We start from the raw sequence: 16,009 nt of genomic DNA on the forward strand, positions 1-16,009 counted from the left end.
GTTTTATTCATACGCATTTTTCTGCGGGGAAAGGCTGGAACGCCCCCCGATCCTCTAGTTCTTGAACGATAATTCCCGCCTCTTCTCCCCGCATCAGGGAACGCAGGAGATTGAGACGGATTCCGCTATGAGTCTCTGTGTCGAGTTCCTGGAAGATATTCAGCTTTTGTTGGCGGGACAAATGACCCTTCACTTGCTCAATGGCAGTGACGACGCTTTGAGGCCCTACCCGAACCATCTGCAAAAATAGGGCTAGGGTTTCGATGATGGTTGCTCGACTTGCTTGGGAGACGGATATCTGGTTGAACAGAGTGACTCCGGTGCCGTGGTGACGGCTCTCGTCTTGCAAAAATCCCTCAAGTATTGCAGCCATTTGAGGATTTACACAGTCTTTGGCGAGGCTTCTGTAATGGCTCAAACCCCACCCCTCCAGCACTACCTGAAGCACAAATAGCAGGACTGTTTTATCCGGGGTTTCCACCAAATCTGCCAGGAAGCGTAAGAAGGGGTCGTCTGTCCCCACGAGGTCTTTTTCCGGCAAAAAGCGACTAATCTGGGCAAGGTGAGTCACTTCGTCGGAGCTGAAGAGTGCGTAGAGCATTCGCTCCTCGGTGGTTTCTGCCAGCAGCACCATTTTTGCCATGTAACCGACTCCGGCTTTTTCGATGAAATAGGCTTCTTCTAGAAGCCCGCCACTACATCGCCGCAGGATTTCTGATTGCTCTTTTTGGCTGGAATCTTGGAAAATCTGGACTTTCTCAAGACCAAAGTGAGCGGCGTCCCAGTAGGAATTGCTCATAAATTCTGGGGAAATCGGATCGGCACCCAGCCGACTCCTCAAGGCTGAGGAGAGTACGCGACGCAGCTTGTCGTCAAAGGAGATATGGGGCAAATCGAAGCCTGCTGTTTTTTGGTATTGATTCATCGGCTTTGTCTCCCCATAAATAGCCGTCGATAAATCATTTTTGATAACGGTAGGCGCACCCTATCTGGCAAGATTTGTTGATAAATATGGGTAAAATTGGCATCCCAGCCGACTCGACGGCGGAGTTGGCGATCGCTTCCTTCGGCAATATCAGCAACCCGTTTGGCGACCAGATGCGTATTATCCTGAGCCGTTGAGATAACTCGCTGATTCAACCTCCGGTAGTTTTCCGTCTGGATTCGATAAGTTTCAGCGTTTCCTTCCCCCCAACTCATATTCTTGCCATTATTCGTCGTCTTGCTGGCTCCAGGTTCTACCAAGGCGACACGAACCCCGTGGGACTCAAGCTCGTAATAAAGACTCTCTGCTAAGCCTTCCAGAGCATACTTGCTGGCGCAATGAGCCGAGGTTAAGGGAAAGCCCGTAAAGCCGAAGGTGGAGGAGATAAAAATCAGGGTTCCCTGTGCTTCCCGAATCAACGGAAGCAAAGCGCGAGTCAGGAACACGCCACCGAAGAAATTTACCTCAAATTGACGGCGGATTTGCTCCTCGCTCAAATCCTCCAAAGCGCCGTAGAACCTGTAGCCTGCATTATTTACCAAACAATCCAGGCGACCTATTTGGCGAACTGCCTCAACTACGGCATCTCGTTGGCTGGATTCGGTGATTTCCAGGCTGAGAATCGTCAAGCGATCGCTATATTTTTCTAGGGATTCCGTGAGGATTTCCCGTCGCTGCGGTGCGTTCCGCATCGTACCAATGACGTGCCAACCCCGCCGAAGAAACTCATCAACCATAGCCCGACCAAAGCCGGACGAACAGCCTGTAATCAATACAGAACTCATCTCGCCTCCGTGGTTAGGGAGAGAGGAGGAAGGACTGAGGACTGAGGACTGAGTGCTGAGGAGGGAGGACTGAGGACTGAGGGCTGAGGACTGGGTGTTGAGGAGGGAGGACTGAGGACTGAGGAAGAATTCTCCTTTACCTCTCGGCTTCCCGGACCTTCTGCTGCGAGAACAGGGGAGTCTTGCACCTCCTTCCCTTGCAGGGAATGGGGTTGGGAGGTTAGGTCTGCCTTATTCAAATCATATTGCCGATGCTCCTCCTCCGGCAAAGCCGCCTCCCAAGTTCCCCACGCGATCGCTCTCTGTTTCTCGACGTGCTGGATGAACTGGATAATCGACTTATCCTCTTTCGTCGGAGTCTGAAAGTCAAACTTAATCGTTTGGAAAACTTGGGTGTCTCCTTTGGCAAAGTAATTCCCCACCATTTTCGTCAGCCAAAGCACGATTCGGTTAAACATCCAGCCGAGTACACCCGGACGCTTCTTAGTAATTAATAAAGTCTGTCCTTCAGTTTTTCCGGCTTCGGTGAGGCGAAGGGCAAACATGATGTAGAAATGGAGGAAGTCTGGCCCAAGTGTCACAGTGCCAGTGCTGCCGTACCAGTAGCACATACTATAAGTAACTTCATTTTTATATAAGGGGCGGATTAGTTTTACAAACAGAGATTCGTCCCCTCCCCGCGTGGTGTTACCGAAGGCGATCGCGTTTCCGTCTTCCTGCTTCTCGAACACTATTTTCAGTGGCAGGTTGTGAACGGTATTGAAGTGTTGGGCGTCGATAGCGTTGATCATCACCACGTTGGGGTGACAGTTCTTCACAAAGCGAGACGCGATCGCCGCATCGCATTCTTCGTCTTTGAGTTCTGGAGGACACGGCAAAGGCTGTCGTGGCGCTTCTCCAGTCCAAACCCATACCATCCCGTACTTTTCCGCCGTAGGCCAACTTTGCACCTTTGCTGGAAGCGGCTTTTCCAAACACGGAATATCGATACACTTCCCCACTTGGTCATACTTCCAATTGTGGAAAAAACAGCGAATCCCATTGCCTTCAACTTTTCCCTCGGCAAGGTGTGCGCCCATGTGCGGGCAATATGCATCGAGAGCGATCGCTTTCCCGTCCTCGCCCCGATATATCGCCAGTTCCCTCCCCAAAAGGGTTACAGGCTTTACCTCACCCACTTTGAGATTGTGAGAGGGAATCGCCCAGTACCATCCCTCAATGAAACAATCGGGATTGTTAAAAGTTTTGGTTTTGCGAAGAGAATTGGACGCTTGCAAATTAAAATTCACCATAATCTATATAGTAATAACGTTCAAAACTTCATGCCTGCGTGAATGTGCCGATTCAGAAAGCTTGACATAGGGAAATTTACCTCATCCATCCAACCCTAAAATCAGCTTTGGGTTCCTATTTCTTTATTACACTAAGAATTTGCGAAGCTCTGGAATCCATGACTTAATTCAGTAAATTTTTGTTTCAAGATAATTTAATCCGTTCAATATTTCATTAAGCAATATCTAAAAATTGTTCAATTTTTAGTTTGTCTTATAGTACTCTGCGTTTAGCGTTAGAAATTTAAGACTTATTTATAGACTCTTCTTGTCTTCCCTCTGTTTCCTTCGTGTCCTTCGTGCCTTCGCGGTTCGTAAAAAAAGAAAACTTTCCAACTTCTTTAGCACTACTCCATGAAATTTAAACCATTCATAAAAAACTCTTTAGGGTCGGAAAGATTAGCCGAAAGAGTGTATCAACGTGCCCAACGAGGCGTACCCGCTTACAAACAGTTTTTAGGAACTCAAGGAATTAAAGCACGAGTTCCATTTAACCAACTACCTTTGTTAGATAAAAAATATTATGCTTTAGCTTATCCATTTGAGGAATTGCTAGCAGATAATGCTGATAAAATTTATGCGATCGCTCGTTCTTCCGGATCATCCGGAAACTCATTTTATTGGCCTATTCTAAAATCAAATAGCCGTTTTGTCGGTCTTAAAACCCGGATATTTCTGGAACGAACCTTTGCTGTACACAAGAAAAAAACGCTGGCAATTGTTGGACTTAGCTTAGGAAGTTCTCTCGGAGGAGTATCGTTTTCCTGGGCGTTAAATAATATGGCAGCGAATACGCCTTATCCTTTCTGGGTATTCTGCCCAGGTATCCAGCAAGATGATATTATTGAAATGATCTGCAAGATGAACCAATTGGTAGATCAGATTATTCTATTGATTGTACCATCTGCGATCGCGCATCTTCATCTAAAGGCAAGTGAGCAAAAGCAATCGCTTCCATTAGAAAAATTAAGATACATCGTAATTGGTGAACCTTTTCCAGAAAGTATCCGCACTTCTTTGCAAAATCGGGCGGGGATAGCAGAAGATATTCCATTTATGTTTTCCATGTACGCCAGCGCCGATACTGGGGGACTGGGAACTGAATCTCTCGCTTCGATCGCTTTGCGAAAACTACTGTATCGTAACCAGAAACTTGCTAATTCGCTAGGTCTAGAATCTCCCATTCCTCACTTCTTTCATTTCATTGCTTCTGACACTTTTGTGGAACTTGTTGATGGTCACTTTTGCGTAACTCGTTGGCAAGGAATTCCGCTAGTGCGCTACATTCTCTACGACCGTGTTGCCTTATATAGTTGGAGCAAATTAAGAAAAACAATTCTTACTTCGGACAAGCTAGATTCTCAGGATGAAGCTTTAGTTAAGATTATTGCAAAATCTAGCCCTTGGCTTCCAAATATTTTAGCAGTCACGGGTCGCTCAGATAGTTGTTTAATTCTTTTAGGTACTAATCTGACCGAATATATGTTGGATGCAGCGGTAAAATGCGAAGAACTCAACGATATTCTCACCGGACTATACCGCGCCCGAATTGTTTACGAAGAAGATCAACAGTATCTAGAGTTCGATTTGGAAGTTCGGCAAGGCGTCACATCCGATGAAGCAGTAAGCGATCGCGTCTATTACTCTTTAGTAAAAACCTTAGGGCAAGTTCAACCCGAATTTCTTGATGATTGGAAGCGCGTTTTTAGCGCTTGGGACAACGTTCCGAATAAACGTATTCTCCGGCTGAATTTTTTACCTTGGCCTGATTTATCTCAGAACACAGAGAACACTATCAAACAAAGAGGAATTGTTAATCAGTAATTATAAAGGATAAAAAAATTTACCCTCATCTTTACTTACGAAAATTCTTTCAATTCTCTCATAAACGAGAAAGAAGCATATTTCCTCCTCCCCGTGAACGGGGAGGGCTGGGGTGGGGTTCCGAATTATAAGTAAGAATTCAAGAAAACATATCATTAACAATGTAAGTTTTTATCATATTGCACCTTCCCATAATCTAACTTCACAATCCTATCGGCAACTTCAAAGTACCGGTCATCGTGACTAACAACTAAAACCGTCTTGCCTCTACTTTTTAACTCTGGCAACAGTTGAGTGTAAAAAACTTCTTTGAATACAGGGTCTTGATCTGACGCCCATTCGTCAAATATATAAATAGGACGATCTTCCAAATACGCAGTTAATAAAGCAAGACGCTTGCGCTGTCCTTGGGATAAGGCAGTAGTGGAAAGGATACCGTCTTTTACCTGCACTTTACGATCTAATTCCAGCTTTTCTAAATACTTTTGGGTTTGGTTAGTTAGTGATGGAGTGTCTAATCCTAGAAGACGGTTGAAGAGATAGAAGTCAGAGAAAACAACTGAAAACTGTTGGCGATACCACTCGCGATTTTTATCTGTAATCGCTTTACCGTCAAATTGAATTTCTCCTGATTCCGGAATATAGAGTCCAACTAGCAGCTTCACAAGAGTAGATTTGCCACTCCCGTTCCCACCCACAATAAACACTAATTCTCCACGATGAAAAGTTACGTCGAGTGGTCCCAAAATGAAGCGATGTTCTTCCCGTTCGCCACGGTAAGCATGAGTCACTCCCACTAATTTTAAAGAACTCCACTCAATCTGTGAATCTAGCGTCGTTGTCAGATGCTCCTCAGTTCTCTGGGCTACCAACGATAAGCCAAGCGATTCAATCTTATCTAAAGCAACATTCGCTCTACTTAAATCGGGAAGAGTGTTTAAAATCCCCCGCAACGGAGTAATCATAAATACGATTGTTAAGGCGTAGCCGGATAGAACAGAAACAGGAATATTTCTTAGTAAAGGTAAACCAAAAATCAGCAACCCAATGGGAACGAAGAACAACAGTAGCCCCCAACTTCCAGCAAAAGCGAAAATACTCATTGCCGCAACTCGGTAATGGCGCGAAGATGCAGCGGCAGCCTGGAGGTCTTGAGAGAGAAACGCTTGGCGTCTAGAGTGGTGCAGCTTGAGTTCCTTCGTCCCCTCCGTGGTAGTTCGAAAATGCTCGTATAACCTATCTCGCACTTCGCGGGAAAGCTTGAAAGAATCCCTACCCTTCGTCACCAGTAGAGTATGACTCAAGATTCCTAACGCCATGAAACCTAGGATGAAAAAGAATAGAGGTACAGATAGCCAGCTCAAATAGAGCAGGCACCCCACTAAAATGGCGAGATTTACAAATAGTCCGGAAACGGAAATAGAGGCACTAGAAATTACCTCAATATCTTCTGTGAGGGTCGCGAGAAGCCGGGAGGAACCAATTTCTTCTAAGTGACGCAAGGGACAAGCCAGAATGCGTTGATTTAAGAGCATTCGCAGATTGAAGATGACCTCCTCAGCTAATCGGGCAATCAGGACTTGGGACGCAGTCATCGTCACAAACAGAAGAAAGCACAAACTAACAAAGCTCCAAGCCAGGGTCGTTGTTGGTAGTTGAATATCTCTTAAGGTGAGGTTAATCAGGGCTATTAGACCTGCACTACTCCCACCACTGAGAAGACCCGTCAATGCAGCCAAAATGACTGTTACCCAAGAATTTCTGAGGAGAAGGCGGATTAGCTTCATGGAACAACACCCCAGTACATTAAGACCAGCACTATCCTGTCAGATGCTAGTCCACTTGTCGTTAGCGTCAGCAAATTGTCCCGATCCGGAAAGAAGGAGTAGTTGCTACCAAGTCACGCGATCGCTTAATTTTTCGAGCAAGCTGCGGCCAACTCCTGGCACTTTGTCAAGGTCTTGTAACGAGGTAAAAGATTTCTGCTGACGCGCCTCAATAATGCGTTGCGCTAATTTTGGCCCGACTCCAGGCAATGCCTCGATTTCTTCTTGAGTTGCAGTATTGAGGTTGACCAGATAGGGATCGGGCTTAGGGCTAGGGACAGAGGATTGAGGAGAATTAGAGAGACTTTTCGGTGGTTGCGCCTTTTGGATCGGAAGTTTGGCTTTTGGATTGGCATCTGGAGTGGTTTGGGAGGGTTGAGAAGCTGTTGTTTGCTGGGAACATTGTTTCTGTTGTGCTTGTATTTTCTGCCCAATCCCATCAGGGACACCTAATACAGCATTCTCATAAAGGCGGTCAAATTCGCGCTGATAATGGGCAGCAACAGTCGGACTTTCAATGACTAACACCGTCTCATCATTGCCGCTATTGGCGGCTTCTGACCAGTTGTGGGAGCCAGTGATGACGTTTTTTTTATCCACCACCCCAAATTTATGATGTAATAAATCGCCCTTTGGCAGCAGAGGCACGCCAACCGTGGTAATCGGTTCTTGCCAGGGGCGGTTATCAGCTTCAGACTTGCATTGATTGCTCAAGGCGACGCCCATCATGTCCAAAGCTTCACTGTAGGGGCGATAGACAAAATCGGGGTCGATTAAAGCCCGCACCTGCACCCCATTTTGATGGTCGGTTTCTAGAATATTCGCTAAATGCTGATCGGAGAAGACAAACAACGCCATATCAACAGATTGGACAGCGGTACTTAAGGTTTTGCCAATTAAGCCGTTACTGGTTTGATTCCAGGGTTGAGTGGTCGAAGTTGGAGAAAACTGGACGGTGACGGTGGTATTGACCAACTTGACTTGCTGTGGGGATCGATAGGGCTTTTTGATGCCAAATTTACTATCCGGGTTGCCTCCTGGCCCATCGCCCCACATCACGTTAAACTCTTGGGTGAAAAGGGTTGCCAACTCCGGACTATCGATTTTTAGCAAGTTATTGGCATTGCCCAAACTGCTAGGCTTGGCAAAATCACCGTGAATATCCGACGTTGTAAAGTTAGCGGAAGTCACGATAAGTTTTGCGTTATCGACAATCACAAATTTGTGATGCATCAGGCTGCTGCCTTTGGAACCGTCAGCGGTATCGTCAATTGTCGGAATACCCGCATTGCGTAACATGACCAAGGCATCTCCTTGGTTAATTTCCGCTGGACTGAGCTGATTATCGCCGTTGCGGTCTACTAATTTGAGAAATTCTTGATAGCGTTGCTGTTCTCTTTTTGGCAGTTTCGCTAACTCTGCTGGAGCGATCGCACTCAGAGGACGACTGTAGGTATTTTCTAAGATTACCCGGACTTTTACCCCAGCTTTCTTGCGATCTACCAGCGCCTGTGCAATCTTCGGTAAGCGCAACTCCTGCACCGCCACATCAACGCTGGATTTCGCAGACGCGATCGCATCGACAATCTGTTGCTCTAAATCATCTCCCTGTCGTCGTTGCTGGCGATACGGCTCAGTATATTCTGCCGTTTGGGCGTGGTTGAAATATACCTGAACAAAAGGATCTTGCGGCAGAGGCGTGAGACGGGAATTCTGCGACTGCACTCGCTGACACGCGCCGAGAGTTAGCGCCAGCAGTAACGTGAAGCCCAGACGGATTGTCGGCGGGGAAAAAAGAAGATGCACGGGAAGTTGGATTCGCTGATAGATAAGAGAGGATAGGCGAACTCGCCATCCCTTTTTTACGTCATCGAAGCATAAATTTCTTTCATCACCCACACGATAACCTGACGGATTCGTGGTGTCATCACCGATTTTTCGTCAGCAAGCGAAAACGATTCTCAAAGACTTGCCCCTCTTGCATTAACATAAACTGCAAGCGGACAAAATATTCGATCTTGTCCAACCGCCCACGGCGGTTTCCACAGGATAAAAGCTTTGTGGGGGTGGGAGGCACCAAGCCACACCACTATTTTTTATGCCAACCAGAAAAAAAACGTTTTCGTGCGGTCACAAAGGTCATGGTCAAACCTGCCATCGCTGCGTTCAAGAACGCGCCACCTGGATTCAAAGAAAACAGGAAAAACAGGAGTGGGAAGAATCTTTTTCACTCGATCCGATTAATTTAAGACATCTTCCCGCTCATTTGGTAGTGAAGGCGCGTGCCATCATCGCTAGATTGGAGGGTAGCCGGAACTATATCGAATTTAGGGGCAAGCGGATGCGCCACAACCGCTTGATTATTAGTATCCCTTTGAGCCGCGACTACCGGATGATTTGCCGCGACTGCGGGACAAAGCTGGTGCCAGAAGAAGTCATGTCTCACGAAGAATATAACGTCTGTAAACCGGGTAGTTAGGTGAGAGACGCTCTAGCGAGAGGCGCTATATGCTGAAAGAAGAGACAGCCTGTCGCTTAATCAACCATGCAAATTTATCTGGATTATAGTGCTACTACGCCCACTCGCCCAGAAGCGATCGCAACCATGCAAACTGTCCTCACCCAGCAGTGGGGGAATCCTTCCAGCTTGCACGAGTGGGGGCAACGGGCAGCAACGGTTCTGGAACTGGCAAGAATTCAGGTCGCTGGACTCATTAACGCACCGGCTGAGTCGATTATCTTCACTTCTGGCGGCACCGAGGCAGACAATCTGGCGATTATGGGGGTTGCCCGCAGCTACAGGACGCCCCAGCATATCATTATCTCCAGCGTCGAGCATTCAGCCGTGTCAGAACCGGCGCGTTTATTAGAGTTGTGGGGTTGGCAGGTAACGCGGTTGCCGGTAGATACTAAAGGATGGGTGAATCCCACCGATTTAGAAAAGGCGCTGCAACCGAATACAGTCTTAGTTTCGATTATTTACGGGCAAAGCGAAGTCGGCACGCTACAACCGATTGAGGAATTGGGCAAGATTGCCCACTCCCACGGGGTGTTGTTTCACACTGATGCCGTCCAAGTGGCTGGGCGCTTGCCGATTGACGTGCAGCAGCTGCCGGTGGATATGCTTTCTCTTTCCAGCCACAAAATCTATGGTATTCAGGGCGCGGGTGCGGTTTATGTCCGCCCTGGTGTAGAGTTAGCGCCTTTATTGTGCGGGGGAGGGCAAGAAATAAAACTGCGTTCCGGGACTCAGGCGGTTCCGGTGATTGCTGGTTTTGGCGTGGCGGCTGAGTTGGCGGCGCAAGAATTGGGAACAGAGACACCGAGATTGATAAAATTGCGCGATCGCTTATTTTCCCATTTAGCGGATGTTCCCCACCTCATCCCTACTGGCGACAGGCAGCATCGGCTACCCCACCACGTCAGTTTCAGCGTCATCGGTGAGAGTGAAAAAGTCACCGGAAAAACCTTGGTGCGGCAGATGAACCTGGCTGGAATTGCCATCAGTGCGGGTTCCGCCTGTCACAGCGGCAAACTCAGCCCCAGCCCCATCTTGCTGGCAATGGGATACAGCGATGCAGTTGCCTTGGGAGGCATTCGCTTCACTCTGGGACGGGACACAGAGGAAGCTGATGTAGACTGGGCGGCAATGGTGCTGAAGCAAGTTTTAGAACGATTGATGCCTGTTTCCAAGAATAGCTTTCAGCCGGAGCGAGTTTTGAGTTTAGAATTTTGAATGCTAACGACTCACAGTAATCAGTAGGTGGGAATCATCAACGACAACATTAAACCGAATCCCTAACCTTCTTCCCGTACTGCGCGTTCCTAACGGAGGCAAGCAGCAATCCCGACATAATTAAAACATTCTTTCTCTTGTCCCTTCTCCTCTTAGAAGAGGGTTAGAAAGAGGTTTTTTAATCAATTTGACATTTTGGCTGAATCCACTTAAATTCAACAATTTTCGAGATGGCAGAACTTCCCAAATCACTAGAAGAAGCGATCGCGCAATCCCGCGAAGCAACCCAAGCTGCGATCGCCAATGGTTACACCCGCATCAAGGTCGAGTTAGTCTTCCCAGAACTCAAACCGATGCCCGTCGCCTTGCAATTTATCGAAGCCTTTGAGGAGATGGCATCGGAGTTGAAAGTTTTCTTTCCCGACGCCGGGGCAGCTGCCCTTGCCCGCCGCGACTGGGGACAAGTACCCTTTAAAATTACAGATATTGGCAGTAGCCGAGCGTCCGTAGATGAGAAAATTCACCCAGAAGATCGTGTTTTCTTGTTCGTTGAACCTTCCGCAGTAGAAGTCTTGCAAGTGGAAAAACTGTGCGAAGCAGCAGGCGATCGCCCGGTGGTTCTCCTCAACCCTAATCTAGAAGACGCCGCCATTATTGGCATTGGCTACGCGGGACGACAATTGCGCGATCGCTTCCTGACTACCCTGGAATCTAGTTACTATCTCAGACCCCTCGACGGTGCTGCGGTGCTTCGCTGCTACCCTTCCCCCTGGCAAGTTTGGCAGGAAACAAACGACAACTATCAGCTGATTGCCGAAGTTTCTACAAAACCAGTGGGCGAAGAACTTGACAACATCCTGGCAGGAACAACTCAGGCTAAGGACGCCGCCAATCCCAGCAACCGCAGCAGCGAAACCCCAGCGCCGAAAAAACCTGGATTGTTCACCAATTTACAACGGTTCATTCGTACCCTGAGCCGTTAATTGTGTGCGTAATAGCGATCGCGCCCTGCGGCTTTTGCCTGATAGAGGGCGGTATCTGCTGCGGAAATCAGCATTGCTGGTGAGGATTCTAAAGTCGGAACTACACTAGCAATGCCTAAACTGAGCGATATCTGCTGACTAGCTTGAGAATTAACGTGCGCGATCGCTAACGCCTTCACTTCAGCGCGGATTTGCTCAGCAACTCGGATTGCTCCCTCAACTACGGTATACGGCAAAATTATCGCAAATTCTTCTCCGCCGTAACGAGCCACTAAATCCGTCGAACGCTTCACTGCACGCCGAATCGCACTCGCCACTGCCTTTAAACATTCATCTCCCGCTTGATGACCGTAAGTATCGTTATAGAGTTTAAAAAAATCGATATCGCCCAAAATTAATGATAAGGGTGCTTGCTCTCGCACCAGCCGTTGCCACTCACTATTCAGGTACTGGTCAAAGCAACGGCGATTCGCTACCTGAGTCAAGCCATCTAAAACGGCAAGGCGCTGCAACTCCTGATTCGCTTCCTCCAACTGTTGATAAAGTTGGGCTTGTTTAATCGCGATTCCCGCCTGTGTTGCTAATTCTTGGAGTAAATTAATCTCTAGCTGCTGCCACTGTCGCGGTTGCGAACAATGATGAGCAATCAATAATCCCCACAAATCCTCGCCTTGGAGGATGGGAACCACCAAGTTTGCTCTCACCTGAAACTGAGCCAGTAAATCAATGTGACACGGACTTATCTTTGCCGTATAAATATCTTCAATCGCTAGAATCCGACCGTTTTTGTAAGGCTCCACATAAGTTTGTGCAAAGCAATGGTCTGTCATCGTCGAGCCTAAAATTGGCGTCCACCGAGAATCGACCGACTCAACTGCGATAACGCCACTCCAGTCTGGATGAAAGCGGAAAATGACTACCCGGTCGCAGGCAAGAAATTGTCGCACTTCTGTCACCGTCGTGTTGAGAATCTCCTCCAGCTTCAGAGATTGACGGATTTGGTGAGTAATTACCCGAATCAACGACTCCCGCTTTGCCTGCTGCAACAATGCCTCTTCAGTAGCTTTTCGCTGGGTGATATCCGTGACCATTCCCAGGACTCCCGCATATTTCCCCGCTTGATCGAAGATGGGATTGGTAGAAACAATTGCCCAGAGCGCGGAGCCATCCTGACGGCAGAATTTAAAGTCATGTTGTTCTTTAATTCCTTGGCGGCGACGTTCTATTAAAGCTTCTGCGATCGCGCAACCTTCGTCATCCATAAAAGCAAACAAAGGCTTGCCTAACATTTGAGCGGCTGTTAGTCCTAGCATTTGTGCCATCTGGTTATTCACAAAAGCTGTATTCCCCTCTGGATCGAGAACCCAGATCCCTTCAACGGTGGTTTCGACAATTCGACGATACCTCGCTTCGTTTTCCCGTAGTGCTTGCTCTGCCTGCTTGCGCTCGGTTAGGGAAGCAATAGAATTAGCCAAACTTCCAATCCATTTCAGGAATGAATCATTGCATTGAACGATTTCCCAATGGGCTAAACTTAAAACTCCGATCGACCGTTGGTTGACGCTCATCGGCATACAAATGAAAGTTTTAATCTCTGACTGCGAGAATATTTTATTAAAGTTACTATTCTTGGCTGACTGCGAAAGCTCCGTCTTCACGACAGGTTGACCCGTGCGAACCACACTCCCCGAAAGTGTCTGGTCTACCGGCACCTCAAGAACAGTTGTGTCCGCAGGCAAGGGAACTCCTTTTAGCCCTGCAAATACCATCATTTGCCTTGCTTCGTCATAAAGTTCGATGGTGATAATCGGAAAACCAGTATCAATGCTAATTTCTTCAACAATCTCTTGAAATGCAGTGTAAAGAGATTGAGTCCCCTGCGCGATTTCTGAAATTTTGTATAGCGTTAGCCGTTCTAGATTACACAGGGTGAGCTGATTTTCTGAGTGCTTGCAATCGGTAATATTCTGAGCTTCGGCAATCAATAAAGGTAGCGTATGCTGTGCCTCAACAAACTCTGTTTCTACCTTCAAAATCTTCAACGAAAAGTCAAAGGTAGCGACAGTATTTCCAACACCTCGCACCTCAACTTCGTAACTCACGATTTCTCCGGCTGCTGCTTGAGCGACCGCGCATTTTAAACGTTCCTGGATCTCTGGCGAAACGCTCCACCACGGCGCTTCCCAAAAAAAACAACCTATTACATCACTTGCAGTGATTCCACCAAAGTTTAGCGCCGTCTGATTGGCTTCTAGGACAATCCCGTCTGATTGCAGTAGCGCGATAAATTGGGATGTTTGATTAAAAATAGCGTGGAATCGTCTCTCACTTTCGCTTAACGCTGTTTCAAACCTTTGTCGTGAGAGAATCTCTTTTTGGAGTTGTTCCTTCGTCTGGATCGGTTGATCTATTAATGCTGCAACTAGCTCTTCAAAATGCTCTAACTGTCCGCGAGGAGTTGTTGCCTGAGAACTGTCATCCCAGGGTACTAATTGATGAGGGTTCATTTCCTACACTCCTAATACCATTGGCGCAAAAATACCCCTCTCCACAAGAACAGTAGCCAAGCGATCCCCTGAGCAAATGATGCCATACCATAGGTTTACACATCCGCCCCAAGGATCGTTAAAGAAAACATAAAATGTTATTAATCTTTCGCTGAGCGGCGGCTGAAATTTGAAGTTGAGGCGGCTTGATGGATGCGATCGCTTGGGTTAGCCATTGGATGCAGATTTTTTTCCTAGCGCTGCTGGCTTCCTCGTAGCGGCGTTCTTGAAGAAGCGATCCCATAGGCGATCGTGATTCAACGGTTAGTGCAAACGGCGGATGTATCAAGGGAGGCACTTTTCTGAACACGAATGTAAAAAAATACTCTTTTGAATTTTCATAGTCTTGATGGGTATTCTAAGCTTAGGGTGACAAATCGGCATTAGAAACACTAGCTATGTTTCTTAAAACCTTGTGATTTAAATTTTTTTCGCTAGGGAATGGCAATGTTATTTTATTCTTAAATCAGGGATTCAGCTCTCCGATTCTTCGCTAAATCGAGAATTTAGCCCTCATAAATCATTTAATGTTGCTATATTATTCCTAGCATTGGCAGACAAAAAATCTTATGACTCTAATTAGTTTAAAAAAACTGATTTCCAAAAAAGAAATTTCTTCGCTCATCGCTAACTTAATCGAGACAGTGGATAGCTCTGTAAGTATTATAGATGTCAACGGTAGTCTACTAATCGGTGATGGTATTTTCTCTTCACCAAATAAATTTCCTATACAGCTTTCAGAGGAAGTAATTGGATGGGTATTTGGCGGAGACAAAGCATCCAGTCTTGCATCGTTGCTTACCTATATAGCTGGAAAGGAGGTTGAAAAAAAGACGCTTGCCCGCGAAGTACTGGATAGATATAAAGAAATAAACCTTCTCTATAATATTTCCGGAAAACTATCAGCTTGCCTGGATCTTAAAGAGATTGCCAAATTAGTGATTGATGAAGCTAGGAGACTTATAAAAACAACCAATGCTTCAGCAATGCTACTGAATGAAAAGACAGGAAAGCTTGAAATCATTGCTGCTTTTGGTCAAGAATATCAGCATAAAACCACCCTGTTTCCAGGTGAAGGTATCGCTGGCAGCGTGTTTCATCTAGGAAACGCAGAGATAGTCAATGATGTAGAGTCGGATTCTAGATTTATTACAGGTAATAATAAGATAAAATCTCTAATTTGCGCCCCACTTAAGACACAAAACGTAGTTCTTGGCGTGCTTAATTTGAGTAGCGATGAATTAGTCAATTATACAGCACAAGATTTAAAACTTTTCACTGCTTTAGCATCCCAAGCCGCAGCAGCTATCGAAAACGCTCTGCTCCATGAAAATAAACTTAGAGAAGCGCGGATTAAAAGTAACTTGGAAAGATATGTCCCTGCACAAGTTGTTGAAGCTATTTTAGATCCTCAAGAAGATATTTCCTTAGTTCCTGCTAAAAAAGACATTTCCATTCTCTTTTCTGATATTAGAAACTTTACCACTAAATGCGAGGAGTTAGCACCAGAAGCAATTGTAGAATATCTGAATGAGTATTTTACTCACATGGTAGAGGTGATATTTAGCCACGGCGGTACTGTAAACAAGTTTGTTGGAGATATGATTGTTGCCATGTTTGGCGCACCTTCAACTCTTGTTGATAGCGAACGACGAGCTATTGAAACAGCTATTGAGATGCAAAAACGCATAAAAACAATCCCCGTTGCTTGGATTAGGGATAATTTTCTTACCGGAATTGGAATAAGTTCGGGAGAGGTAGTTGTTGGCAACGTTGGATCTCCACAACACATGGACTATACAGCAATAGGAGATAAAGTTAATATAGCGTCTAGGCTGCAATCTATGGCGAAGGGTGAGCAGATCCTAGTTAGTCGTTCTATCTATGAGAGTACAAAACATCTATTTGAATTTAAGGAGATTGGGAGCGTTCAAGTAAAAGGAAAAAAAGAAGCTGTAGAAGTTTTTGAAGTTCTTTATTAAATAGCAAGAAA

At 46.3% G+C, this 16,009-nt stretch carries 11 protein-coding genes and 1 pseudogene; 5 read left to right on the top strand and 7 right to left on the bottom strand.

Annotated elements, in window-relative coordinates; all coding sequences use genetic code 11:
- Positions 1 to 7 precede the first annotated feature (7 nt).
- The 3 genes and pseudogenes from NC994_RS13920 to NC994_RS13930 form a co-directional block, all read right to left on the bottom strand.
- On the bottom strand, positions 8 to 925 hold the full coding sequence (locus NC994_RS13920; RefSeq protein ID WP_190435640.1) for a ferritin-like domain-containing protein: 918 nt from the start codon (positions 923 to 925) through the stop codon (positions 8 to 10).
- Complete coding sequence (locus NC994_RS13925; RefSeq protein ID WP_190435641.1) at positions 922 to 1,770, bottom strand: SDR family oxidoreductase; 849 nt, start codon at positions 1,768 to 1,770, stop codon at positions 922 to 924. Before NC994_RS13925 ends, NC994_RS13920 begins: the two co-directional genes overlap by 4 nt.
- A gap of 275 nt (positions 1,771 to 2,045) precedes the next feature.
- A pseudogene (locus tag NC994_RS13930) lies at positions 2,046 to 3,062 on the bottom strand (aromatic ring-hydroxylating dioxygenase subunit alpha); the annotation flags it as partial.
- A gap of 393 nt (positions 3,063 to 3,455) precedes the next feature.
- Between NC994_RS13930 and NC994_RS13935 the strand changes: the two are divergent.
- A complete protein-coding gene (locus NC994_RS13935; protein ID WP_190435649.1) occupies positions 3,456 to 4,925 on the top strand; it encodes a hypothetical protein in 1,470 nt (489 codons plus the stop codon).
- A gap of 155 nt (positions 4,926 to 5,080) precedes the next feature.
- On the opposite strand, the gene NC994_RS13940 is transcribed toward NC994_RS13935, so the two are convergent.
- Positions 5,081 to 6,712 (bottom strand): cyclic peptide export ABC transporter, encoded by a 1,632-nt coding sequence (locus NC994_RS13940; RefSeq protein WP_190435651.1) that lies wholly within the window; start codon positions 6,710 to 6,712, stop codon positions 5,081 to 5,083.
- A 105-nt stretch (positions 6,713 to 6,817) separates the two neighbouring features.
- Positions 6,818 to 8,557 (bottom strand): phospholipase D-like domain-containing protein, encoded by a 1,740-nt coding sequence (locus NC994_RS13945; protein ID WP_347276578.1) that lies wholly within the window; start codon positions 8,555 to 8,557, stop codon positions 6,818 to 6,820.
- A gap of 292 nt (positions 8,558 to 8,849) precedes the next feature.
- On the opposite strand from NC994_RS13945, the gene NC994_RS13950 reads away from it, so the two are divergent.
- The 3 genes from NC994_RS13950 to NC994_RS13960 all read left to right on the top strand — a co-directional run bounded on the left by NC994_RS13950 (position 8,850) and on the right by NC994_RS13960 (position 11,470).
- Positions 8,850 to 9,230: a hypothetical protein gene (locus tag NC994_RS13950; protein ID WP_190413403.1), complete on the top strand. Its 381-nt coding sequence runs from the start codon at positions 8,850 to 8,852 to the stop codon at positions 9,228 to 9,230.
- A 66-nt stretch (positions 9,231 to 9,296) separates the two neighbouring features.
- Positions 9,297 to 10,487 (top strand): cysteine desulfurase family protein, encoded by a 1,191-nt coding sequence (locus NC994_RS13955; RefSeq protein ID WP_190435654.1) that lies wholly within the window; start codon positions 9,297 to 9,299, stop codon positions 10,485 to 10,487.
- A 230-nt stretch (positions 10,488 to 10,717) separates the two neighbouring features.
- Positions 10,718 to 11,470 (top strand): DUF1995 family protein, encoded by a 753-nt coding sequence (locus NC994_RS13960; RefSeq protein WP_190435656.1) that lies wholly within the window; start codon positions 10,718 to 10,720, stop codon positions 11,468 to 11,470.
- Here NC994_RS13960 and NC994_RS13965 read toward each other — a convergent pair.
- Both NC994_RS13965 and NC994_RS13970 read right to left on the bottom strand, forming a co-directional pair.
- Positions 11,467 to 13,977 (bottom strand): diguanylate cyclase, encoded by a 2,511-nt coding sequence (locus NC994_RS13965; RefSeq protein WP_190435659.1) that lies wholly within the window; start codon positions 13,975 to 13,977, stop codon positions 11,467 to 11,469. The genes NC994_RS13960 and NC994_RS13965 overlap by 4 nt on opposite strands.
- A 118-nt stretch (positions 13,978 to 14,095) precedes the next feature.
- On the bottom strand, positions 14,096 to 14,260 hold the full coding sequence (locus NC994_RS13970) for a hypothetical protein (RefSeq protein WP_190435662.1): 165 nt from the start codon (positions 14,258 to 14,260) through the stop codon (positions 14,096 to 14,098).
- A 325-nt stretch (positions 14,261 to 14,585) separates the two neighbouring features.
- Between NC994_RS13970 and NC994_RS13975 the strand changes: the two genes are divergently transcribed.
- Positions 14,586 to 15,998: an adenylate/guanylate cyclase domain-containing protein gene (locus tag NC994_RS13975; protein WP_190435665.1), complete on the top strand. Its 1,413-nt coding sequence runs from the start codon at positions 14,586 to 14,588 to the stop codon at positions 15,996 to 15,998.
- The last annotated feature ends 11 nt before the right edge of the window (positions 15,999 to 16,009 follow it).

Source organism: Trichocoleus sp. AS-A1 (assembly GCF_039962015.1).
Lineage (GTDB): Bacteria > Cyanobacteriota > Cyanobacteriia > Cyanobacteriales > FACHB-T130 > FACHB-T130.